Below are 21,944 nucleotides of genomic sequence, written 5' to 3'. Positions count from 1 at the left end.
CCTCGATTATCGAATCGTGACGTCCTCAGCGCAGTCTGCCGGAACCAGCCGACGTGTGCGTCGCGTCCGAGCTATCGCCACACCGGTTGACGACGATGGGAGCGGGGATGGACGGACAGGTGGGACGACGCCGCAGTGCGCTGCTGGCGGCGACAGCACTGGCGGCGACGCTGGCGTTGACGGGGTGCGGTGCCGGCGACAGCGGGTCGAAGGACACCGCTGGCTCGGCGGCCGACGCGCCGGCGGCCAACGGCGGTGAGGCGGGCCGGGACGCCGCGGCGGGCGCACCGGAGGCGGCCGGCGCCGGCGCACCGGACCTGCGGGTCGACCAGCGGGCGATCATCTACACCGGAACGATGCGGGTGCAGGTGGACGATGTGGACTCGGCCGCCCGTGAGGCCACCGCCGTGGCCACCCGGGCCGGTGGGTTCGTCGGCGGCGACCAGCGGCGCGATGCCGACGCCGACGCGGTGGCGGAGTTGGAGCTGCGAGTGCCGGCGGCGAAGTTCACCGGCGTGGTGGAGGAGATCACGAAGCTCGGTCGGCAGCAGAGCCGGGAGATCAACACTCAGGACGTCACCGAGGAGACCGTCGACCTGGAGGCCCGGATCACCAGTCAGCGGGCCCGGGTGGAGAGCGCCCGCCGGTTGCTGGCCCGGGCCACCTCGATCACCGACCTGGTGTCGCTGGAGAACGAGTTGGGTCGCCGGGAAGCCGACCTGGCCTCGCTGGAGGCCAAGAAGCGACGCCTGGCCGACCTGACCGCCCTCTCCACGATCACCGTGTCGCTGGCCGGACCGAAGGCGAAGGCCACCGAGGAGAAGGCCGAGACCGGCTTCCTGGTCGGGCTCAGGGGCGGCTGGAAGGCGTTCGTCGTCTCGATGACCGTCCTGCTCACGGTGCTGGGCGCGCTGCTGCCGTGGCTGGTGGCGCTCGGCGTACCGCTGGCGGTGCTGCTGGTGGTGCTGCGCCGACGGCGCAAGCCGACGGCTCTGGTCGCGCCGGTCAGCGCGCCGCCGCAAGTGCCCGCAGCGCGGTCTGCACCATGACGCGGACGCCGACCGGGATGGCCCGCTCGTCCACGTCGAAGCTGGCGCGGTGCAGGTCGACGTTCGGGCCGGAGCGACCCACGCCGAGGCGGGCCAGGGCGCCGGGGACGTACTCCAGGTACCAGGAGAAGTCTTCGCCGCCCATGCTCTGCGGTGTCTCGGCGATCCCGTCCGGACCGAGTGCGGCGGTGGTGGCCGCGGTCAACACCTGGATGGCGCGGGAGTCGTTGCACACCGGCGGCCGGCCGCGCAGGTATTCCAGGTCGACCGTGGCGCCGGTCGGTGCGATCACGTCCCGCACCACCTGAGCGACGATCTTGGGAGCCTGTTCCCAGGTGTCGCGGTCCATCACCCGAAGGGTGCCGGAGGCGCTCGCCTCGGACGGGATGACGTTGTAACGGGTGCCGGCCGAAGCGTGGCCGAAGACCAGCAGCAGGCCGCTGTTGGCCGGCACCCGGCGGCTGACCAGGGCGGGCACCTCGGTGATCAGCCGTCCGAGCGCGTCGACCATGTCGACGGTCAGGTGCGGGCGGGCGGTGTGCCCACCCGGCCCGGAGAGTCGGACGGTCACGTTGTCGGCGGCCGCGGTGATCGGGCCGACCCGCAGGCCGACCTGGCCCACCGGCAGGTTCGGGTCGCAGTGCAGCGCGAAGATCTGCACCACGTCGTCCAGGCCGCCGGCCTCGATGACCTCCAGCGAACCGCAGGGCAGGATCTCCTCGGCCGGCTGGAAGATCAGCCGGACCCGCCCGTCCAGCTCGCCGAGGTCGGCGAGCTGGGCCAGCAGCATGCCGACGCCGAGCAGGATCGAGGTGTGCACGTCGTGTCCGCAGGCGTGGCAGACGCCCTGAACGGTCGACCGGTACGGGACGTCCTTGGGGTCGTCCAGCGGCAGGGCGTCGATGTCGGCGCGCAGCGCCACGACCGGGCCGTCCGGCCTGCCGTTGACGTCGCAGATCACGCCGTTGCCCTTGGGCAGCAGGCGCGGGCTCAGCCCGGCCAGCGACAGCTCCCGGGCGATCAGTGCGGCCGTCTCGAACTCGTTGCCGGAGAGCTCAGGGTGCGAGTGGAGGTGACGGCGCGTAGCGATCAGCCCCGGTACCCGGAGCGCGAGGAGGTGGTCCAGCTCGCGGGGCAGGGGTTGGGATCCCGGTGGCGTCTCCAGCCAGGACGACGCCAGCTGGCCACTTGTGGGCAGCGTCAACGCACTCGTCACGTCGAATTCTCGATCACTAGGAATGGATGGATCATCGGGGACAGCAGACAGCCTAGACCTCCGACGGTGACGCTGCGCAACCTCGTTACGGTAATGATCGGACCGCGCAGAGTCACGTATGCCCTGCTGAGGGCGCTCGTCAAGGTGGGGGACAGCAGGTAGATCACGGTCAAACGCCGTCATCAGCCCCTCACCTCCTACAACGCGTAACCGATTGCGGCGGTCACGAATCCCGGCGCCAGTCGGAGCCCGTTGCCAAATTGTCGCATTAGTCGGGGTGGTGAACTGACACTCCGACAATAAGCCGACCACACTCCGCAACGAGCCGGATAAGGACGCTCACACGCACCCACAAACCGTGGGCGCACAGGGTGTGCGTCCCGCCTCAACCGACCGGATACCCGCTGAGCCCGCGGGACACACCGCGCCCAGGGTCGCGGTCGCGGCCGGACGCCTAGAACCGGTCGGTCGGCCGGTACAACCCCCACACCTCACGCAGCGTCCCGCAGACCTCACCCACGGTCGCCCGGGCCCGCAGCGCCTCCTTCATCGGGTACAGCACGTTGTCCGTTCCCTCGGCAGCGGCCCGAAGATCGGCGAGCGCCCGCGCCACCGCGTCGGCGTCCCGCTCGGAGCGCAGCCGGGCCAGCCGGTCGGCCTGGGCCGCCTCGATCGTCGGGTCGACCCGCAGCGGCTCGTACGGCTCCTCCTCGTCCACGGTGAACCGGTTGAGCCCGACCACCACCCGCTCCCCCGAGTCGATCTCCTGGGCGATCCGGTACGCGGACTGCTCGATCTCCCGTTTCTGGAACCCGGCCTCGATCGCGTCCACCGCCGAGCCGTGGTCGGCCACCCGCTCCATCAACTCGACGGCGGCGGCCTCGATCTCTGCGGTCATCGCCTCCACCACGTACGAGCCGGCGAACGGGTCGACGGTCGCGGTCAGGTCGGTCTCGTAGGCCAGCACCTGCTGGGTACGGAGCGCGAGCCGGGCCGCCTTCTCGGTGGGCAGCGCGATCGCCTCGTCGAAGCTGTTGGTGTGCAGCGACTGGGTGCCGCCGAGCACCGCGGCCAGGCCCTGTACCGCCACCCGAACCAGGTTCACCTCCGGCTGCTGGGCGGTGAGCTGCACGCCCGCGGTCTGGGTGTGGAACCGCAGCATCATCGACTTCGGGTCCTTGGCGCCGAAGTCGTCCCGCATCAGCCGGGCCCAGATCCGCCGCGCGGCGCGGAACTTCGCCACCTCCTCCAGCAGAGTGGTGCGGGCCACGAAGAAGAACGACAGTCGGGGCGCGAAGTCGTCGACGGCGAGCCCGGCGGCCAGCGCCGCCCGTACGTACTCCACCCCGTTGGCCAGGGTGAACGCGATCTCCTGCGCGGGCGTCGCGCCGGCCTCCGCCATGTGGTAGCCGGAGATGGAGATGGTGTTCCATTTCGGCACCTCCTTGCGGCAGTACGCGAACGTGTCGGCCACCAGGCGCAGCGACGGCTTCGGCGGGAAGATGTACGTCCCCCGGGCGATGTACTCCTTGAGGATGTCGTTCTGGATGGTGCCGTTGAGCGCCGTGCCCGGCACCCCGTTCTCCTCGGCCACGAGTTGGTAGAGCAGCAGCAGCACCGAGCCGGGCGCGTTGATGGTCATCGAGGTGGAGACCTTGTCCAGCGGGATGTCGGCGAAGAGCAGCCGCATGTCCTCGATGGAGTCGATCGCGACGCCCACCTTGCCCACCTCGCCGTGCGCGATCGGCTCGTCGGAGTCGTAGCCCATCTGGGTCGGCAGGTCGAACGCGACCGAGAGGCCCATCGTGCCGGCCCGCAGCAGCTGGTGGTACCGCGCGTTGGACTCGGTGGCGGTGCCGAAGCCGGCGTACTGGCGCATGGTCCACGGGCGGGAGGTGTACATGGTGGGGTAGACACCCCGGGTGTACGGGAACTCGCCCGGGCTGCCGAGTCGGGAGTCCAGGTCCTCCGGAAGGTCGGCCTCCGTGTAGACGCCGTTGATCGGGAAACCGGACTCACTTGACCGCCGTTGGTTCATCCCCGGATGGTAGGACGCCTGGCCACGTCGTCGGGTGAGGGATACCGCACAGTGCGTCCCGACCGGTCGACACCAGGTGAACGACAGCGCACGTTCTGTCGACTTCGACAAACGTCCGTCGCGTCGGCTTTCGCATCGGGCGTCGGAACCAGCAAGATAGGGGGGTTGTGTCCCAGCCCCCCTCGATTTCCCCCGGTGGCTTTTCTGTGACTCAGATCCCGACGTGGAGCGGCGGACCAGTTAGTCCCGCCAACGGACGAGCGGCGCCCGGCACCACCATTGGTGGCCGGTACTCGCTGCGGTCCTCGGTGGGCAATGGCGGCATGGGCACGGTGTGGCGCGCCACAGACACGCTGCTGCGCCGTGACGTGGCGGTGAAGGAGGTCGTCCTGCCCCCGGGGCTGGCCCCCAGCGACCGTGACGCGATGTACGAACGCACCCTGCGCGAGGCCCGCGCCGCCGCCGCCATCCAACACCCGGCGGTGGTGCAGGTGTACGACGTGGTCACCGAGGCCGGCCGACCATGGATCGTGATGGAGCTGCTGGACGCCCGCAGCCTCGCCGACATGGTGATCGAGGATGGGCCGGTCGCGCCCCGTGCCGTTGCCAAGATCGGCATCGCGCTGCTGGGCGCGTTGGAGGTCGCGCACGCGATCGGCGTGCTGCACCGCGACGTCAAACCCGCAAACGTGCTGATCTGCACCGACGGGCGCTGCGTGCTGACCGACTTCGGGGTCGCCCGGATGCCCACCGACGTGCAGCTCACCACCCCCGGCATGGTGCTCGGCTCGCCGCACTTCATCTCCCCTGAGCGGGCCATGGGTCAGGAGTTCGGCCCGCCCAGTGATCTCTTCTCGCTGGGTGTGACGCTCTACACCGCGGTCGAGGGGCGGCCCCCGTTCGACAAGGGCGACCCGATCGAGACCATGCACGCCGTGGTGGAGGACCCGCCCGCCCCGCCGCAGCGCAGCGGCCCGCTGACCCGGGTGCTGATGGGGCTGCTGGAGAAGGACCCGGCCCGCCGGCTCGACGTGCACACCTCCCGGGCCATGCTGCGCGAGCTGCTCGCCGGCCCGCTGGGCAGCACGGCGACGGCCGTGCACTCGGTCACCGACCCGTACGCCGTGGTGCCGGTGCAGCAGCGTCCCGTGCCCGTCAACCCGCCGGCCCAGCCGGAGCCGAAGCCGGACAGCCAGATCGGTGGCCCGGCGATGCTGGCCCCGGGTGAGTCGCTGACCGACCGGCTGGCCGCGCTGCGCCGGGGCGAGCGCCCTCAGGCAGCTCGACCGGCCGGCGCCACTGGTGGGCTCGACGAGACCAGCGCCGACGCGTTGGCCGGCCCGCTGCACACGCCGACCGGCGCGATGCCGGCCCCTGGCCGACCGGCGGCCGGGCGCACCTACGGCGGCAACGCGGACGCCACCCAGCGGGTGGACGCCGGCGGGCACCCCGACGCCACCCAGCGGGTCAGCTACGGCAGCCCGGCCGATGCCACCCAGCAGGTCGGGTACGGCGGCGGCGCACCGGAGGCCACCCAGCGCATCGGCGGCACCTACGGCGGCGGCAACCAGTGGTCGGTGCCGGGCACCGGCCAGCCCTGGGCCACCACGCCCGCCGCATCGGGTGGCAGCGCGCTGGACAAGGTCCGGGCCACCGGGGGTCAGCTCGTCACCACGGTCAAGGGCTGGCCGCGCAAGGTCCAGCTCGCCGCGGCCGGCGGCCTGGTCGTCGTGCTGCTACTCACCGCGGTGGCGCTCTCCGGCGGTGATGACACCCCGCCGAGCACCCCGACGGCGCAGCCCAGCACGTCGTCCGCCCCGGCGGCCCCCACCGTCGAGATGCAGGAGCACACGGCCCGCGGCATCCAGGTCATGGTGCCGAAGGGCTGGAAGAAGGCCACCGGCGGCTCGTACACCGACTACATCGACCCGGCGGACAGCGGGCGCAAGGTCCGCATCATCACCGAGAAGTGGTCCAGCACCTCCGCCCGGTGGGCGGAGACGGCCGAGAACGGCCTCAAGACCCGGAGCACCTCCTGCGTCAAGCCGTACAACCAGGTCTCCTCCAGGGAAACCGAGCTGGACAGCAAGCCGGCCGCCGAATTCGAGTACACCTGCGGCGAGGGTGACGTGATGCGGCACGGCGTCTGGCGGGGTGTGGCGCAGGACGGGAAGGCGTACTCGTTCTACCTCACCGCCACGGACGCCAAGTTCGCGGAGAGCAAGCCGATCTTCGACGAGATGGCGCGGACGTTCCAGCTCACCGGAAACGGCTGAGCCGGAGGGAACCCACAGGGGTGATCCGTCGCCGTGCTATCAAGGGGCATGGCGGCGGACACCACTGACATCGACGACATTCGCGAGCAAGCCCGGCGCTGGCTGGCCGACGACCCCGACCCGGCCAGCCGGGACGAGCTCACGGCAGTGCTCGACGGGCTGCCGGCGAGCGCTCCGGAGCTGGCCGAGCGGTTCGCCGGCCCGCTGACCTTCGGCACGGCGGGTCTACGCGGCCCGCTGCGGGCCGGACCGAACGGCATGAACCTCGCCGTGGTCACCCAGGCCGCTGCCGGCCTGGTCACCTGGCTCGCGGCCCAGGGTGGCACCGGCCCGCTGGTGATCGGGTACGACGCCCGGCACGGCTCCCGGGAGTTCGCCGAGCGCACCGCCCAGGTGGCCACCGGCGCTGGCCGCCCGGCGCTGCTGCTGCCCCGCCCGCTGCCCACCCCGGTGCTGGCGTACGCCGTGCGGCACCTCGGCGGTGTCGCCGGCGTGATGGTCACGGCCAGCCACAACCCGCCGCAGGACAACGGCTACAAGGTCTACCTGGGCGCGGAACTGGGCGGCGAGTTGGGCGCCGGCGCGCAGATCGTGCCACCCGCCGACGCCGGCATCGAGGCGGCCATCCGATCGGTCGGGCCGCTGACCCAGGTGCCGCTGGGCGAGCCCGGTCAGGTGCTCGGCGACGACCTGGTCGCCGCGTACGTCGAACGGGCCACCGCGGTGATCGACCCGGGCGGGCCACGGGACCTGACGGTGGCGTACACCCCGCTGCACGGGGTGGGCGCGGCGGTGCTCACCGCCGCCTTCGCCCGCGCTGGCTTCCCGACCCCCGGGGTGGTGCCCGACCAGGCCGAGCCGGACCCGGCGTTCCCCACCGTGTCGTTCCCCAACCCGGAGGAGCCGGGTGCGGTGGACCGGCTGATCGCCCTGGCCGACTCCACCGGCGCGGACCTCGCCATCGCCAACGACCCGGACGCCGACCGTTGCGCGGTGGTGGTCCGGGACGACCGCGACGGCTGGCGGATGCTGCGCGGCGACGAGGTGGGCGTCCTGCTCGCCGACCACCTGATGCGCCGGGGGGTGACCGGGCTCTACGCCACCACCATCGTGTCGTCGTCACTGCTGCGGGCAATGTGCGCGGCCCGGGGCCTGCCGTACGACGAGACGCTGACCGGCTTCAAGTGGATCGTGCGGGCCGGCGGCGGGAGCGCGCCGCTGGTCTTCGGCTACGAGGAGGCGCTCGGCTACTGCGTCGCCCCGGAACACGTCCGGGACAAGGATGGCATCACCGCCGCGCTGACCGTGGCCGAGTTGGCCGCCGGCCTGAAGGCGCAGGGTCGTACGCTGACCGACCGGCTGGACGAGTTGGCCGCCGAGTTCGGCGTGCACCACACCGACCAGCTCTCCGCTCGGGTGGACGACCTGAGGGTCATCGCCGACGCGATGACCCGGATCCGGGCGAACACCCCGGCCACCCTGCTCGGGCAGTCGGTGGACAGCGCCCGGGACCTGCTGCCCGAGTCGGACGTGGTGATCCTGCGGACCGCGACGGCCCGGGTGGTGATCCGCCCGTCCGGCACCGAGTCGAAGCTCAAGGCGTACCTCGAGGTGGTGGAACCGGTCGCGGACGGTGACGTCCAGACGGCCCGCAGCCGGGCGGCGTCGGCCGTCGCCGCGCTCCGCGCCGAGGTCAGCGCCGCCCTTGGCATCTGAACCCGCGGCCCCACCCCCACCCGCGGCAAGTCCGCCCTTTGCTCTGCACCCGCGGAAGCGCCATTCACCTGTCGGTGGGTGGTGCCTGGGCGGGTGCAGAGCAAAGGGAAGGCCGCGCGGGGTGCGACCCGGTGGGCGGCGCGGGTCGAGGGGGTGGGCCCGACGGTCAGCGACGCGGGCCGAGGGCCTGGTCGACGGCCTTGGCCAGGGCGGCGACGACCAGGCCGACCGACGGGCGGACCACCGAGTCGTCGGTGCTCACCTGGCCGGAGAAGCCGGCGCCGGTGGCGATCTCCGTCAGCCGGCGGCGGGCGTCAGCGGCGGCCTCGCCGCTCACCCCGAGGGCGGACTCCATCCGGAGCACCACGACCAGGGTGGCCAGCGCGGCGGTCCGCTCGTCCGGGGCTGCCGCCCCGGTCAGCGCCTCGGCCAGCCGCTGCCGGGTCTCCGCCTCGACGGAGGAGTCCACGACCGGGTAACGGTGCACGTGGATGAAGCCCAGCTCGGTCTCGTCGACGTCCCGGACGACGCCCTGCCGGCACAGATCGGCGAGGATCCGGTCGCGCAGGCCGTGCCGCAGACGCTGCACCCAGGACGCCGGGGTGTGCGGGGTGTCGGCGGCGATCCGGCTGAGGACGTCGTCGCTGAACGGCTCGCCGGTCGGCGTCGGGTCGATCACCGTCAGTGACCCGTCGGCGTACGCGATCCGGCCGGCCAGGGCCAGCTCGACCAGCACCGCGGCGGCCATGCCCAGATCCAGGCTGATCCGCGGCATGGTCGCCTTGCCGGTCGTGTCGTCGTAGGCGAGGAGCAGCAACTCCTCGGCGAGCGCAACACCAGTCATGGCCGGAGACGGTAGCGGTTCCGCGCACCCCGCGCACGGACCCGCCCGACCCGGCACCGACCGGGTATCGCCTCAGAAGCGGGGCATTCCACCGAACTGGCGGTCACCGGCGTCGCCGAGGCCGGGGACGATGAACATGCGGTCGTTGAGCCCCTCGTCGATCGAGGCCGTGACCAGGCGCAACGGCAGACCGGAGCGCTCCAGCCGGTCGATACCGACCGGGGCGGCGAGCACACAGAGCACGGTGATGTCGGTGCAGCCACGGTCGGCCAGCAGTTGGCAGCAGTGCTCCAGCGAACCACCGGTGGCCAGCATCGGGTCGAGCACCAGCACCGGCAGCCCGGTCAGGTCGCGCGGCAGCGACTCCATGTACGCGCGAGGCTCGTAGGTCGCCTCGTCGCGGGCCAGGCCCACGAAACCCATCGAGGACTCGGGCAGCAGGCCCAGCGCGGCGTCCGCCATGCCCAGCCCGGCGCGCAGCACCGGGACCAGCAGCGGCGGGTTGGCCAGCCTGGTGCCCTCGGTGCCGGTGACCGGCGTCTGCACCGGGTACCGCTCGACGGGGAAGGAGCGCGCCGCCTCGTACACCAGCATGGTGGTCAGTTCGTGCAGCGCGGCCCGGAACGTCGAGGAATCGGTGCGCGCGTCCCGCATGGCGGTCAACCTCGACTGGGCCAGCGGGTGGTCAATGACGTGTACGTCCACGATCGCTCAACCTACCGGTCCGTAGCGCGCGGCGGTGCGGGTGCGGTCGGACCAGGGACGCCGCTCACGTGGGCGCGTCACCAAGCGGTCGTGAGCAAGATCACTCGGCGGTCCGGTGCGTAGACTTCTCGGCATGACGGCGACAACGACGTCGGCCCGGTCGGACCTCTCCGAGCTGGGACGATCCGAGACCGCTCTGCGGACCTTCCTGCACGGCCTGCCCGGCGTGGACCAGGTCGGCGCGGAGCAGCGGGCGGCACAGCTCGGCACCCGCTCCATCAAGACCACCGCCAAGGCCCAGGCGATCGACCTGGCGATCCGGATGGTCGACCTGACCACCCTGGAAGGGGCGGACACCCCGGGCAAGGTGCGCGCGCTCGCCGCGAAGGCCCTGCGCCCGGACCCGGCCGACCCGTCCTGCCCGCACGTCGGCGCGGTCTGCGTCTACCCGGCGATGGTCCCCTACGTGGCCGAGGTGCTGGCCGGAAGTGGCGTGCACCTGGCCAGCGTGGCGACCGCGTTCCCGTCGGGCCAGGCGCCGTTGGAGATCAAGCTGGCCGACACCCGGGCCGCCGTCGCGGCCGGCGCCGACGAGATCGACATGGTGATCAACCGGGGCGCGTTCCTCGCCGGGCGCTACAAGGAGGTCTACGACGAGATCGTGGCCACCAAGGAAGCCTCCGGGGATGCCCACCTCAAGGTGATCCTGGAGACCGGCGAGCTGGCCACCTACGACAACGTCCGGCGGGCCTCCTGGCTGGCCATGCTGGCCGGCGGCGACTTCATCAAGACCTCCACCGGCAAGGTCCCGGTCGCGGCAACCATGCCGGTGACCCTGGTGATGCTGGAAGCCGTCCGCGACTTCCGCGAGGCGACCGGGCGGCAGGTGGGCGTGAAGCCCGCCGGTGGCATCAAGACCACCAAGGACGCGATCAAGTACCTGGTGATGGTCAACGAGACCGTCGGCCCGGACTGGCTCGACCCGGACTGGTTCCGCTTCGGCGCGTCCAGCCTGCTCAATGACCTGCTGATGCAGCGCACCAAGCTGACGACCGGCACCTACTCCGGTCCCGACTACTTCACCCTGGACTGATAGCCGATGTTCGAATACGCCCCCGCCCCCGAGTCCCGCTCGGTGGTGGACCTCAAACCCTCGTACGGGCTGTTCATCGACGGTAAGTTCGTCGACCCAACCGACGGCGGCAGCTTCAAGTCGATCAACCCCGCCTCCGAGGAGGTGCTGGCCGAGGTCGCCGAGGCCGGCGCCCAGGACGTGGAACGCGCGGTGCGTGCCGCCCGGAAGGCGTACGAGAAGGTCTGGGGCCCGATGCCAGGCCGGGACCGGGCGAAGTACCTGTACCGGATCGCCCGGCTCATCCAGGAGCGCTCCCGCGAGCTGGCCGTCCTGGAATCGCTGGACAACGGCAAGCCGATCCGGGAGAGCCGCGACGTCGACCTGCCGCTGGTCGCCGCGCACTTCTTCTACTACGCCGGCTGGGCCGACAAGCTGGAGCACGCCGGGTTCGGCGCCAATCCGCGGCCCATCGGCGTGGCCGCGCAGGTCATCCCGTGGAACTTCCCGCTGCTCATGCTGGCCTGGAAGATCGCCCCGGCGCTCGCCGCGGGCAACACGGTGGTGCTGAAGCCGGCCGAGACCACGCCGCTGACCGCGCTGCTCTTCGCCGAGATCTGCCAGCAGGCCGAGCTGCCGGCCGGTGTGGTCAACATCCTCACCGGCGCCGGCGACACCGGCCGCGCGCTGGTCGAGCACCCCGGCGTGGACAAGGTCGCCTTCACCGGCTCCACCGACGTGGGCCGGGCCATCGCCCGGTCGATCGCCGGCACCCGCAAAAAGCTCACCCTGGAGCTGGGCGGCAAGGCCGCCAACATCGTCTTCGACGACGCGCCCATCGACCAGGCCGTCGAGGGCATCGTCAACGGCATCTTCTTCAACCAGGGGCACGTCTGCTGCGCCGGCTCCCGACTGCTGGTCCAGGAGAACGTGGCCGACCGGGTGCTGGAGTCGCTGAAGCGACGGATGGCTCAGCTCCGGGTCGGCGACCCGCTGGACAAGAACACCGACGTCGGCGCGATCAACTCGGCCGCCCAGCTGGAGCGGATCCGCGAACTGTCCGACGCCGGCTCGGCCGAGGGCGCCGAGCGCTGGTCACCGCCGTGCGACCTGCCCGACCGGGGCTTCTGGTTCGCGCCGACCATCTTCACCGGCGTCACCCAGGCACACCGGATCGCCCGCGAGGAGATCTTCGGCCCGGTGCTGTCGGTGCTCACCTTCCGCACCCCGGCCGAGGCCGTGGAGAAGGCCAACAACACGCCGTACGGGCTGTCGGCCGGGATCTGGACCGACAAGGGCTCCCGGATCCTGTGGATGGCCGACCGGCTACGCGCCGGCGTCGTCTGGGCCAACACCTTCAACAAGTTCGACCCCACCTCGCCGTTCGGTGGGTACAAGGAGTCGGGCTACGGTCGCGAGGGCGGCCGGCACGGGCTGGAGGGCTACCTCAATGTCTGAGCGGGTCGCGGTACGCAAGACGTACAAGCTCTTCATCGGCGGGAAGTTCCCGCGCAGCGAGTCGGGACGGTCGTATCTCGTGCAGTCCTCGAATGTGTCACTGGCCTCCCGCAAGGACGCCCGGGACGCGGTGGTCGCCGCCCGCGCCGCCGTCAAGGGCTGGGCCGGCGCGACCGCGTACAACCGGGGTCAGATCCTCTACCGGGCCGCCGAGATGCTGGAGGGCCGTCGCGAGCAGTTCGTCGCCCTCGGCATCCCCGGCGACGAGGTGGACGCCGCGGTCGACCGCTGGGTCTGGTACGCCGGCTGGGCCGACAAGCTGGCCCAGGTGTACGGCGGCGCCAACCCGGTCGCCGGCCCCTACTTCAACATCTCCGCGCCCGAGCCGACCGGCGTGGTCGCGGTGGTCGCCCCGGACCGCCCGGCGCTGCTCGGCCTGGTCAGCGTGATCGCCCCGGCGATCGTCACCGGTAACACCGTGGTGGTGGCGGCCTCCCCGAGCGAGCCGCTGGCGGCCGTGACGCTGGCCGAGGTGCTGGCCACCTCCGACCTGCCCGGCGGTGTGGTCAACATCCTCACCGGCGCGATCACCGAGACCGCGCCGACGTTGGCCGCGCACATGGACGTCAACGCGATCGACCTGACCGGGGTCAGCGACGCCGCGCTCGCCACCGACCTGGAGGTCAAGGCGGCGGAGAACCTCAAGCGGGTGCTCCGGCCGGCCCCGGCCGACCATGACTGGACCGCCGACCCGGGTCTGGATCGGATGACGGCGCTGTTGGAGACGAAGACGGTGTGGCATCCCAAGGGGGTGTGATCGTTTCTCCTCGGCCTTTTGGGTTTTCCGGGGGGAGCCCGCCCACTACGGGCGGTCAGGCTTGATCCCTGCGCGGGCGGGCTCCCCCCGGAAAACCTGACGTGGGCCGGGTTCGTCGGGTAGGTCAGCTCAGGGGTACCGCCTCGGCTCGGGTTACGGTCAAGATCCGCCGGGGCGGGGCGGGGCGGGGCGAGGTGGGGTGGGATGGCGCGGGTGGGGGGTCTACTACCGGGGGTAGGATTAGGTCGTGACTCGGTTGGGCGATCTTGAGCGTGCGGTGATGGACGTGCTGTGGGACGTGGTTCCCGGCACGTCGGACGGGGTGACCGTGCGCGAGGTGGCCGACGCGCTCGATGGCCGCGAGTTGGCGTACACCACGGTGATGACCGTGCTGGACCGGCTCGCCGGCAAGGGCATGGTGCAACGGGAGCGGGAGGGTCGGGCCTGGCGGTACCGGCCGGCGGCCAGCCGCGAGGCGCACATCGCCCAACTCATGCTCGACGCCCTCGACCTGGGTGGCAGCCGGGACGCCGCGCTGGTGCGGTTCGCCCGCTCGGTGACCGGCACCGAGGCCGAGGTGCTGCGGGCGGCGCTGGGCAGCGAGGCCGGCCTGACCGGGCCGGGCTCCACCGGCGGCGACGCGGGCGGGGCCGACGCCCTGACCGATCGGGTGGACGGGCCGGCGGGCCGACGACCCGCCGGCGAGGCAGCGGAGCGGTAGGGCGCACGCCATGGCGTATGCCGTGCACTTCGCCGCCACGATGCTGGCCTGCTATCTGACCGCCCAGGTGTTGGCCCGCTCCACGTGGACGTGGCGCAGTCCTCGGGTGGCGATCGTCTGCTGGCAGGCCGTCGGGCTGGCGTTGGGCCTCTCGGCGATGGGTCTGCCGATGGCGCTCGGGTTGACCGCGTACGACCAGCCGACCGGTAGCGCGCTGCTCGCCCTGGCCAATGACCTCGCCCACGGTGCCCTGCCGGTCGGGGTGGGCACGTTCCACCTGGCCGGCGTCGGCGTGGGCTTCGGCATCGGGGCGGTGCTGGTCACGACGACCGTGCGCAGCATCCACGGCACCGTACGCGCCCAGCGTCGCCACCGGGACCTGCTCTCCCTGGTCGCCAGAAACGACCCGGCCGCGCCGGGCGCGCTGGTGCTGGATCATCCGAGCGCCGCCGCGTACTGCCTGCCGGGCGTGAAGCCGCAGGTGGTGGTCAGCGCCGGCACCCTGAGCCTGCTGGACCGGGCCGAGCTGGCCGCGGTGCTCAGCCACGAGCGTGCGCACGCCCACGAGCGGCACGATCTGGTGCTGCTGCCGTTCACCGCGCTGTGCCGGGCGCTGCCGTGGTTCGGCTGGGTGCGCGACGCGCACGAGCGGGTCGCCTTGCTGGTCGAGATGCGCGCCGACGACAAGGCTCGCGAGCTGCACGCCGAGGCCCCGCTGGCGGGGGCGCTACGCCGGTTCGCCGCCGCCGGGCACCGGATCACCCCGGCCGGCGCGCTGGGCATGGGCGACCGGGATCTCGACGTACGGGTGCAGCGTCTGCTGGTCAGCGACCGGCCGCCCCGGGTGCTCGGCGCCACCGCCCTCGCGGTCGCCACCACCCTGGTCGCTCTTCCGGTCACCCTCTTCCTGAGCTGACGCGCACAAGGCGCCACTGAGCCCACGCGGCAGAACCGCGCGGAGGGCGCCTGCCCCGCGCCCTCAGCACCCCTCGCAAGATCGCACTCGATCCAGGATCGGGCGCGATCTTCCTCTAGTACTACGTGACGTAGTAATATCGCCTACGACAGGGCGTAGTAGGCAGACATGTAGCCAAGCTACGTGTAGGGTGGCTACGACAAGGGAGCCAACGCTTTGGAGGGCTGGTCATGGACACCCTGCTCCTCGCCCGCCTGCAGTTCGCCACCACCACCTCGATCCACTTCCTGTTCGTCGTCGTCACCCTGGGGCTGGTCACACTGCTGGTCGGCATGCAGACCGCCTGGGTGCTCACCGGCAACCCGAAGTGGGAGCGGCTGACGCGCTACTGGGGCCAGCTCTACGTGATCAACTACGTGCTCGGCATCGCCACCGGGATCGTGATGGAGTTCCAGTTCGGGCTGAACTGGAGTGGCCTGTCGCGCTACGTCGGCAACGTCTTCGGGGCGCCCCTGGCCATCGAGACGCTGGTGGCGTTCTTCCTGGAGTCCACGTTCCTCGGGATGTGGATCTTCGGCTGGCACCGGCTCGGCAGGGGCGTCCACCTCGCGTTGCTCTGGGGCGTGGCGATCACCGCGTACGCCTCGGCGTTCTGGATCATGGTGGCCAACTCCTGGCTCCAGAACCCGGTGGGTTACGAGGTCCGCGACGGAATCGCCCATCTCACCGACTTCGGCGCGCTGCTTACCAACCCCAGCCTCGGCATGGCCTTCGGGCACGTGGTCTCGGCCGCGCTGCTGGTCGGCGGGATGCTGATGGCCGCGGTCAGCGCCGGGCACCTGATCCGGCGTACCCCGGACTTCGCGCTCTTCCGCACCTCGCTACGGATCGGCCTGGTCACCGCGGCACTGGCCATCACGATGGTGCAGGGCTTCGGATTCGCGCAGTTCGGCCCGGTCGGCGGGGTGCAGCCGACCAAGTTCGGCGGCGACAGCCCGGAGAGCCAGGCGCTGATCGCCGAGTGGACCACCCGGTTCGGCCCCGGCGACTACACCCCGCCGGTGCTGGCCAGCGTCGGGCTGGGCTTCATGATCCTGATCGGGTTAACCCTCGGCTGCCTCTGGCTCCTGCTGCCCCTGCTCTTCCGGGACTGGATCATCCGACTGCGCTTCCCGCTCTGGCTGATCCTGCTCGCCCTGCCGCTGCCGTTCGTCGCGGTGATCCTCGGTTGGATCTCCCGGGAGGTCGGCCGTCAACCCTGGGTGGCGTACGGGCTGCTCCCCACCGAGCAGGCCGTCTCCCCGGTCAGCGCACCGCTGATGCTCGCCTCGCTGATCGGGTTCAGCCTGCTGCTGGGCGCCCTCGCCGTCATCAACTGGGTGCTGCTCGCCCGGCACGCCAGACGCGGCGCGGCCGATCCGGCGCTCGGCCGCCCACCGGCACCGCCCAGCGAGCCGGCCCAGCCCGAACCCGCCCTCATCTAAGCACCGAGGAGTAGACCGTGGACCTCGCCTGGTATGCCCTGCTCGGCCTCTTCTTCGCCAGCTACCTGGTGCTCGCCGGCTACGACTACGGCGTCGGGCTCCTGCTCGCCCGCGGCGTCGGTCCGGCCGGGCGGCGGGAGGCGCTCACCGCGCTCGGCCCGTTCTTCCTCGGCAACGAGGTCTGGCTGGTGGCCGCCATGGGCATCCTCTTCGGCGCGTTCCCCCTCCTGGAGGGCGAGTTGCTCGCCGGCTGCTATCCGGCCGTCGTCGGCGCCCTGGTCGGCGTCATCCTGGTCACCGTCGGGGTGCAGCTGCGCAGTCGGCCCGGTGACGAGCGGATCCGGGCCCGCTGGGACCGCGTCGTGGTGATCGGCAGTGCCCTCGCCGCGCTGGGCTGGGGGGTGCTGCTCGCCGCGCTGTTGCAGGGCGTGCCCCTCCAGGCCGACGGGCACGTCGCCGGCGTGACGCACCTGGCCACCCCGTTCGCGGCCGCCGCCGGATTGGCCATGGTCACCCTGGTCGCGGTGCACGGGGCGACCTTCCTCGCCCTGCGCCTCTCCGCCGACGCCGCCGCCGTGGTCGGCCGCACCGCCCGCCGGCTGGTGCCGGTGGCGCTCACCGCGGTCGGCCTGGCCACCGTCGTGGGCCTGCTCTCCGCCCGGGTACGCGACTCCGTGCAGCGGCCGGCGGTGGCCGTACTCCTGCCGGTGCTGCTCGTGGCGGCGTTGCTGGCGGCCCGCGCGGCGCTGGCACGGCGGCGGCCGGGGTGGGCCCTGGTCGCCACCGGCGCGGCCCTGGCGCTGCCGGTGGCGCTGGTCGGAGCCGCTCTCTGGCCCTACGTGCTGGTGTCCACGACCGACCCGGACGCCTCGCTGCGGGTGGCCGACGCCGCCGCCAGCGCGCCGACCCTGCGGCTGCTGGGCTGGGTGGCGCTGCCGCTACTTCCGGCCCTACTAGGCTTCCAGGCAATGTGCTGGTGGGTTTTCCGAGGACGGACCGACGGCAGGGCACCGGTGTACTGGTGAGCCGCCGTCCGTTCGACCCGCGTCTGCTGCGCCGGGTCCCTGCGGCCCGGGGCGATCTTGCCGTGCTCGGGCTCCTGGGCGTGCTGGCCGCCGGGTTGATCGTGGCGCAGGCCACCGCGCTCGCGTCGCTGCTGGCCACCGCGATCGACGGCCGACTCGATCGACCGGCGCTGGCCGGCTTCGTGATCGCGGTCGCCGCCCGCTCGGCCCTGGTCTGGGCGCAGGGCACGGTCTCCGCACGGGTCGCCGCCACGGTCAAGGCCACGCTGCGGGCCGACCTGCTCGGCGCGGTGGGCCGGCACGGGCCGGGCTGGGTGGCCGGGCAGCGGGCCGGTGAGATCGCCACCCTGGCCGGGCGCGGATTGGACGCGCTGGACGCGTACTTCACCGGCTACCTGCCACAGCTGGTGCTCAGCGTGACGGTGCCCCTGGCGGTACTGGCCCGGGTCGTCTTCGCCGACTGGAGCTCGGCGGTGATCATCGCGCTGACCCTGCCGCTGATCCCGGTCTTCGGAGCGCTGCTCGGCTGGCAGGCGCAGGCCGCCACCGAACGGCAGTGGCGGCGGCTCGCGCTGCTCGGCGGGCACTTCCTGGACATGGTGGCCGGGCTGCCCACCCTGCGCGCGTTCGGACGGGCCCGGGCACAGACCGACGTGGTCCGCCGGATGGCCGACGGTCACCGCGTCGCCACCATGAAGACGCTGCGGATCGCGTTCCTCTCCGCGCTGGTGCTGGAGCTGGTCGCCACCCTCTCGGTGGCGCTGGTCGCGGTGCCGGTCGGCATCCGGTTGCTCGGCGGCGGGCTGGCCCTGCAGACCGCGCTGCTGGTGCTGCTGCTGACCCCGGAGGCGTACCTGCCGCTGCGGGCCGCCGGTAGCCGCTTCCACGCCAGCATGGAAGGGCTGGCCGCGCTGGACGAGGCGTTGACCGTCTCCGCCGCACCCGCCGCGCCCCGGGCCGCCGAGGGCGCCTCCGCCCCAAACGCGCGGGCCGAGATCCGGTTCGAGGGGGTGACCGTGGCGTACGAGCGGACCACCGCGCTGCGCGACGTGACCCTGACCATCCGGCCCGGCGAGCGGATCGCGATCATCGGGCCCAGCGGCGCCGGCAAGAGCACCCTGCTCGGCCTGCTGCTCGGCTTCGTGGTGCCGACCAGCGGCCGGATCACCGTGGACGGGGTCGACCTGGCCACCGCCGACCCGGACGCCTGGCGCCGGCAGCTCGCCTGGGTGCCGCAGCGGGCGCACCTCTTCGCCGCCTCGCTGGCCGACAACATCCGTCTCGGCGCGCCGGACACCCCGGCCGACGCACTCACCGCCGCGGTGCGCGACGCCGCCCTGGACGACGTGGTGGCCGGCCTGCCCGAGGGCCTGGACACCCTGCTCGGCGAGCGCGGCCACGGGCTGTCCAGCGGGCAGCGGCAGCGGGTGGCACTGGCCCGGGCGTTCCTGCGGGCCGCCCCGGTGGTGCTGCTCGACGAACCCACCGCCCGACTCGACACGGCGGCCGAGGCGGTGGTGCTCGACGCCACCCGTCGCCTGGTCGCCGGGCGGACCGCGCTGCTGGTCGCGCACCGACCGGCGTTGCTCGCCGACGCCGACCGGATCCTGCGCGTCGAGGACGGTCGGGTCACCGAGTTGACGCCCGAACCGACCGGGAAGGCCACCCGATGACCGCCGAACACGGGCCGGCGGCGGTGGCCGACCCGACACCAGCCGGGCGGGTCGCCGCCGAGCGGGCCGTGCTGCGACTGGCCCGGCCGTACCTGAGGCGCCTGGTCGGAGCCGGGCTGCTGGCAGCCGCCACCGAGTTCGCCGGGCTCGCCCTGATGGCCACCGCCACCTGGCTGCTGATGAGCGCCGCCGGTCAGCCTCCGCTGGACCGCCTCACCGTGGCGATCGTCGCGGTCCGGGCGCTGGCGATCAGTCGGGGCGTGTTCCGCTACACCGAACGGCTCGCCGGGCACGACGCGGTACTTCGCACGATCACCGATGTCCGGGCCCGGGTCTTCGCCACCCTGGCGGCCCGCCGTGGCACGGCGCACCGCTCGGGGGACGTGCTGAGCCGCCTGGTCTCCGACGTGGAGGCAGTACAGGACCTGTTGCTGCGGGTACTCGTTCCCGGTTCGGCGGCGGCCCTGGTCGGCGTGCTGGCGGTCGCCGTGGCGGCGCTGATCTCACCGCCGGCCGCCGGCGCGCTCGCCGTCGGGCTGCTGGTTGCCGGGGTGGCGCTACCCGCGCTGGCCACCGCGGTCACCCGCCGCAGCGCGGCCGAGGTGGCTCCCCTGCGAGGCGCGCTGGCCACCGACGCGATCGACCTCACGCACGGCGCCGCCGACCTGGCCGCGTTCGGGGCCACCGCCGGCACGCTGCGCGCCGCGGAGCAGCGCGCCCACCGGCTGGCCCGGCTGGAACGGCGGCTGGCCGCCACCGGGTTCGCGGTGGACGCGGCCGGCGTGCTGACCGCCGGCGTGACCGCCGCGGCGGTGGTGCTGGTCGCGCTCGCCGCCGACGTGTCCGGGGTGCTGGTGGGCGTCCTGGCCGTCGGCGCACTGGCCGCCGTCGAAGTGACGTTGGCGTTGGTCGCGGCGGCCCGGCAGTGGACTCAGCTACGGCCCGGCCTGACCCGGGTGGCCGACCTGCTCGACGCCGACCCGCCGCCCCCGCCGGCTGGGAACGGCCCCACCGACCTGACCGGCCCGCACGAACTGCGCTTCGTCGACGTGACCGTGCGGTACCGGGCCGGCGCGGCCCCCGCCCTGGACGGCGTCAGCCTGGACCTGCCGGCCGGACGCCGGATCGCGGTCGTCGGCCCGAGCGGCGCCGGCAAGAGCACCCTGGCCGCCGTGCTGACCGGCACCGTCCGGCCCGCGTCCGGCCGGGTCACAGTGGACGGTCAGGACCTTTCGACGTACGCCGAGGAGGCGCTGCCCCGCGCGGTCGGCGGGCTGCTGGCCGAGGCGTACGTCTTCCATGCCACCGTGCGGGAGAACCTGCTGCTCGGGCGTGCCGGAGCAGGCGAGGAGGAGCTGACTGCGGCCGTCGCCGCCGCCGGCCTGCTGGACTGGGTCCGCGCCCAGCCAGCGGGCTGGGACACGCTGGTCGGCGAGGAGGGCGGGCAGCTCTCCGGCGGGCAGCGGCAGCGGCTGGCGCTCGCCCGGGCCCTGCTGGCCGCGCCGCCGGTGCTGGTGCTCGACGAGCCCACCGAAGGTCTGGACCCGACCGCCGCGGACGCGGTGCTCGCGTCCGCCCTCGCCGCCACCCCCGCCGGGCACTCGGTGCTGCTGATCAGCCACCGGCTCAGCGGGCTGGCCGAGTTGGACGAGATCGTGGTCCTGGACGGCGGCCGGGTGATCCAGCGCGGTCGGCACGCCGAGCTGGTCGCCGTCCCGGGCTGGTACCGGGACCAGTGGCAGCTGCAGGCCGCGGCCGAACGGGGTTATCTGGCCCTCGCCCCCTGACCCGACTCGGGGGCGGACCAGGGTTCTCCCGGACGTCGACCTGGCAATGTCCGTGGCAGTGTGGTGCCATGGCGCGCGGTGAGGATGTGATGGTCGACGAGCACCTGCGGGAGCTGGCCGCTCGGTTGCAGGGGCCGGCGCGACTCAAGTCCGACCTGCTGACCGAGGCTCGGCACGGGTTGCTGGACGCCGTCGAGGCGTACCGCGAGAGCGGGGTGCCACCCACCGAGGCGCAGCGCCGGGCGGTGGTCGAGTTCGGCTCACCGGCGCAGGTGCTCCCGTCCTGGCAGGCCGAGCTGGCGGTGGGCGCCCTGCGCGGGCTCTCGCGGCGGATGCTGGTGATCGCCGGGGTGGGGGTGGTCGCCGGCGATCTGACCTGGCGGGGGTCGAGCTGGAGCGGCGGCCCGCGCCCCCCGGCCGGCTACCTGCTGCTCTCCAACTCGGTCGACTGGATCTGGATGAGCGCGCTGCTACTCTCGGTGGCCGGTCTGCTGGTGGTCTGGGCGAGTGCGCGGGCGCCCCGACCGGGCCTGGCTCTGGCCCAGCGCGCCGTGGGCACCGGCCTGACCGGCGTTCTGGTCCTCGGCATAGTGGCCGGCAGCGCCCTCTTCACCTGGTCACTCAACCTCTGGGACGCGGCGCTGCACTGGCCCCCGATGATCATCGGGGCGGTGCTGGTGGGCGGCGCATACTTCTCGCTGACCCGCGCGGCGCGCGGCTGGCTGCTGGCCACCACCCGCTGATCGGTGGGCCGGCCCGAGCTGGTCAGGCCGCTGCCCCGCCCGAGCAGGTCAGGCCGGGGTGGGCGGGCTGCCGGGATCGAGGAACCGGCCGACGGTCAGCTGGAACTCGCGCCAACCGGCGCGTTCCCCGGCCAGCGCCCGCCGGCCGGAGTCGGTGAGCTGGTACGTCCGCCGTTCCCGACCACTGACCGTGCTCCAGGTGCTCGCCACGTGGCCGGCGCGTTCCAGGCGACGGAGCGCCGGATAGATGGTGCCGGTGGGCAGGTCCAGACTGCCGTCGCTGCGGGCGCGCAGCGCCTCGATGATCGCGTAGCCGTGCAGCGCGCCCTGTTCGAGCACGGCGAGCAGCAGAGCGTCGAGATGGCCGTGCAGCGCCTGGGCCTTCATACGTAGCTACGCTACTT

At 72.8% G+C, this 21,944-nt stretch carries 18 protein-coding genes; 13 read left to right on the top strand and 5 right to left on the bottom strand.

Going from position 1 to position 21,944, the window contains the following annotated elements; genetic code table 11:
• Nucleotides 1–86 precede the first annotated feature (86 nt).
• On the top strand, nucleotides 87–1,049 hold the full coding sequence (locus tag AC5L30_RS06815) for a DUF4349 domain-containing protein (protein WP_494866026.1): 963 nt from the start codon (nucleotides 87–89) through the stop codon (nucleotides 1,047–1,049).
• Here AC5L30_RS06815 and AC5L30_RS06810 read toward each other — a convergent pair.
• Both AC5L30_RS06810 and AC5L30_RS06805 read right to left on the bottom strand, forming a co-directional pair.
• A complete protein-coding gene (locus tag AC5L30_RS06810; RefSeq protein ID WP_494866025.1) occupies nucleotides 1,006–2,265 on the bottom strand; it encodes an amidohydrolase in 1,260 nt (419 codons plus the stop codon). The two genes, AC5L30_RS06815 and AC5L30_RS06810, sit on opposite strands and share 44 nt — an antisense overlap.
• Before the next feature lie 454 nt (nucleotides 2,266–2,719).
• Nucleotides 2,720–4,303: an acyl-CoA mutase large subunit family protein gene (locus AC5L30_RS06805; RefSeq protein WP_494866024.1), complete on the bottom strand. Its 1,584-nt coding sequence runs from the start codon at nucleotides 4,301–4,303 to the stop codon at nucleotides 2,720–2,722.
• 206 nt (nucleotides 4,304–4,509) lie between these two features.
• Here AC5L30_RS06805 and AC5L30_RS06800 point away from each other — a divergent pair, with 206 nt between their 5' ends.
• A complete protein-coding gene (locus AC5L30_RS06800; RefSeq protein WP_494866023.1) occupies nucleotides 4,510–6,579 on the top strand; it encodes a serine/threonine-protein kinase in 2,070 nt (689 codons plus the stop codon).
• 48 nt (nucleotides 6,580–6,627) lie between these two features.
• Nucleotides 6,628–8,295: a phospho-sugar mutase gene (locus AC5L30_RS06795; RefSeq protein ID WP_494866022.1), complete on the top strand. Its 1,668-nt coding sequence runs from the start codon at nucleotides 6,628–6,630 to the stop codon at nucleotides 8,293–8,295.
• Between the two features lie 166 nt (nucleotides 8,296–8,461).
• Here the strand turns inward: AC5L30_RS06795 and AC5L30_RS06790 are convergent, their stop codons facing one another.
• Nucleotides 8,462–9,139 carry a GOLPH3/VPS74 family protein gene (locus tag AC5L30_RS06790; RefSeq protein ID WP_494866021.1) on the bottom strand — a complete coding sequence of 226 codons (678 nt, stop codon included), beginning with the start codon at nucleotides 9,137–9,139 and terminating at the stop codon, nucleotides 8,462–8,464.
• A gap of 72 nt (nucleotides 9,140–9,211) precedes the next feature.
• Nucleotides 9,212–9,844: a uracil phosphoribosyltransferase gene (gene upp / locus AC5L30_RS06785; RefSeq protein ID WP_494866020.1), complete on the bottom strand. Its 633-nt coding sequence runs from the start codon at nucleotides 9,842–9,844 to the stop codon at nucleotides 9,212–9,214.
• Between the two features lie 133 nt (nucleotides 9,845–9,977).
• On the opposite strand from upp, the gene deoC reads away from it, so the two are divergent.
• The 10 genes from deoC to AC5L30_RS06735 all read left to right on the top strand — a co-directional run bounded on the left by deoC (nucleotide 9,978) and on the right by AC5L30_RS06735 (nucleotide 21,540).
• Entirely contained in the window at nucleotides 9,978–10,937 is a 960-nt protein-coding gene (gene deoC, locus AC5L30_RS06780; RefSeq protein ID WP_494866019.1) for a deoxyribose-phosphate aldolase, read from the top strand.
• A gap of 6 nt (nucleotides 10,938–10,943) precedes the next feature.
• The gene (locus AC5L30_RS06775; RefSeq protein WP_494866018.1) at nucleotides 10,944–12,374 is read left to right on the top strand and encodes an aldehyde dehydrogenase family protein; all 1,431 of its coding nucleotides are present in this window, start codon (nucleotides 10,944–10,946) and stop codon (nucleotides 12,372–12,374) included.
• Nucleotides 12,367–13,191 (top strand): aldehyde dehydrogenase family protein, encoded by an 825-nt coding sequence (locus tag AC5L30_RS06770; RefSeq protein ID WP_494866017.1) that lies wholly within the window; start codon nucleotides 12,367–12,369, stop codon nucleotides 13,189–13,191. Before AC5L30_RS06775 ends, AC5L30_RS06770 begins: the two co-directional genes overlap by 8 nt.
• Nucleotides 13,192–13,438: 247 nt before the next feature.
• Nucleotides 13,439–13,912, top strand: coding sequence for a BlaI/MecI/CopY family transcriptional regulator (locus AC5L30_RS06765; RefSeq protein WP_091394501.1), 474 nt, complete (start codon nucleotides 13,439–13,441; stop codon nucleotides 13,910–13,912).
• A 10-nt stretch (nucleotides 13,913–13,922) separates the two neighbouring features.
• A complete protein-coding gene (locus AC5L30_RS06760) occupies nucleotides 13,923–14,828 on the top strand; it encodes a M56 family metallopeptidase (RefSeq protein WP_494866016.1) in 906 nt (301 codons plus the stop codon).
• Between the two features lie 230 nt (nucleotides 14,829–15,058).
• Complete coding sequence (locus tag AC5L30_RS06755; protein WP_494866015.1) at nucleotides 15,059–16,312, top strand: cytochrome ubiquinol oxidase subunit I; 1,254 nt, start codon at nucleotides 15,059–15,061, stop codon at nucleotides 16,310–16,312.
• Nucleotides 16,313–16,329: 17 nt separating this feature from the next.
• Entirely contained in the window at nucleotides 16,330–17,337 is a 1,008-nt protein-coding gene (locus AC5L30_RS06750) for a cytochrome d ubiquinol oxidase subunit II (RefSeq protein WP_494866014.1), read from the top strand.
• Complete coding sequence (gene cydD / locus AC5L30_RS06745) at nucleotides 17,334–19,010, top strand: thiol reductant ABC exporter subunit CydD (RefSeq protein ID WP_494866013.1); 1,677 nt, start codon at nucleotides 17,334–17,336, stop codon at nucleotides 19,008–19,010. Before AC5L30_RS06750 ends, cydD begins: the two co-directional genes overlap by 4 nt.
• A complete protein-coding gene (gene cydC / locus AC5L30_RS06740; RefSeq protein ID WP_494866012.1) occupies nucleotides 19,007–20,797 on the top strand; it encodes a thiol reductant ABC exporter subunit CydC in 1,791 nt (596 codons plus the stop codon). Before cydD ends, cydC begins: the two co-directional genes overlap by 4 nt.
• A gap of 68 nt (nucleotides 20,798–20,865) precedes the next feature.
• Nucleotides 20,866–21,540 (top strand): permease prefix domain 1-containing protein, encoded by a 675-nt coding sequence (locus tag AC5L30_RS06735; RefSeq protein ID WP_494866011.1) that lies wholly within the window; start codon nucleotides 20,866–20,868, stop codon nucleotides 21,538–21,540.
• Between the two features lie 48 nt (nucleotides 21,541–21,588).
• On the opposite strand, the gene AC5L30_RS06730 is transcribed toward AC5L30_RS06735, so the two are convergent.
• Entirely contained in the window at nucleotides 21,589–21,927 is a 339-nt protein-coding gene (locus tag AC5L30_RS06730) for a PadR family transcriptional regulator (protein WP_091394524.1), read from the bottom strand.
• Nucleotides 21,928–21,944 lie beyond the last annotated feature (17 nt).

Source organism: Micromonospora sp. BQ32 (assembly GCF_059358895.1).
The sequence above is the reverse complement of the archived record's forward strand: the minus strand, read 5'-3'. Positions and strand labels throughout refer to the sequence as shown.